This is a genomic window from Priestia sp. P5_B4 (assembly GCF_056400385.1).
Genome location: NZ_JBFULJ010000952.1, coordinates 1 through 1,415 on the forward strand (window position 1 = coordinate 1; position 1,415 = coordinate 1,415).

At 33.7% G+C, this 1,415-nt stretch carries 2 protein-coding genes; one reads left to right on the forward strand and one right to left on the reverse strand.

The window, feature by feature from the left end; genetic code table 11:
* A partial coding sequence (plsY, locus tag AC1DRF_RS27815) for a glycerol-3-phosphate 1-O-acyltransferase PlsY (RefSeq protein ID WP_477742287.1) occupies positions 1–566 on the reverse strand: 566 nt, incomplete at its 3' end.
* 650 nt (positions 567–1,216) lie between these two features.
* Between plsY and AC1DRF_RS27820 the strand changes: the two genes are divergently transcribed.
* Complete coding sequence (locus AC1DRF_RS27820; RefSeq protein WP_225049418.1) at positions 1,217–1,405, forward strand: hypothetical protein; 189 nt, start codon at positions 1,217–1,219, stop codon at positions 1,403–1,405.
* Positions 1,406–1,415: the final 10 nt, after the last annotated feature.

The following is a 1,415-nucleotide window of genomic DNA, read 5'->3' on the forward strand; positions in this document are numbered from 1 at the left end:
GTACCTAATTTAATGCGTTTGAAGTTTTTAATATGCTTCCATGTAATAAAAACAAAAATAACGGCTGCAAATACCATCAATACTACATCACCTATATAGAGTGATACCAAAAAGGCAACCAATGCCCCAATAGGTGAAGACAAGGATACGTATTTAGAAATTTTGAGAGAAATTAAAAAAGCTAGAATCCCTAGAATGAAAGCTAATGGTGAAAATGCAAGGAATACACCAGCGGCAGTCGCTACAGATTTTCCTCCTTTAAACTTTGCAAAAATCGGATAGCTATGTCCAAGAATAGCAATAAATCCAGGGACAAGCATATGCAAGTGACTATTCATCATAAGCGGTAAACAGACAGCTAGCGAGCCTTTTGCTATATCGCCGATCAACACTATAATACCTGCTTTCTTTCCTAAAGTACGAAAGGTATTAGTGGCTCCTAAGTTACCGCTTCCGTGCTTGCGAACATCGGTTTTGTAAAAGCCCTTTCCAATCACTAAAGCAAAAGGAATGGACCCAATTAAATAAGCTAATAAGATAATTATAGCGTTTGTTAATGCGTTCATTGTTGGCACCTCAAATTGTGTTGTTATTATTTATTTTATAGCAAGATATCAAGAGTAAAGTTTATTTTGTTTCTGAACACTTCTATTAGTATGTATTACTTCCCAGCGAGTAAATTGCGGCCTCTTAATAGTGGAAGGTAGCCTTTTATATCTCTACAAAAGATAAACGCGGTAAAAGCAGTCTTTTGTATGGATAGAGGGTGCTAGCTGTTTCGGTAGAGCATTTGTAGATTCAACTATATTTTTAGCGGAACAGCTTCATGACTTTATGTTAAGATATTTTTGGATTTTCAAGCCTTTCTACGTATTAGGACGAATCCATATGTCCATTATAAATATGGAAAAAAAGAAAAGAGGATAGGCGGAAAGGCAAAAATAAAAAAACTTGCTACAACAACAGCAAAGTTTTTTGCGCATCAGCCGTTCTGATTTTTTCTACAAAAATAAAAACTTGTAATACAATTTTTAAAATATAACATAAATGTTTAAGGATTAAAAGATATTTTGGGTATATTGTATTAGAAGAAATGTGTTTTAATATTTTTTTATAAAAAACAAGACAAAGAAATTAACAAATCAGAAGAAATATAATAAAATGTAAAACGGTGTTTCGAAATATTAACTTCTTAAAGTTGAAAGGGGTCCTGCACTTGTTGTGGACAGATATCAAAGAACGAGAAGTAGTTATGTACAAAAACTGCCAGGCGAAAATTTTAGAAAAAAAGGTGCCGAATAAAATAGTCGTGCGCAATCTAGAATTCCCGGAAAAAGGCGATTGGATATCAGCCGAGCTTGATTTTGAAGCTGTTGAAAAATTTGAGAAGAGTCGAGAACACTAATACGAAAAAC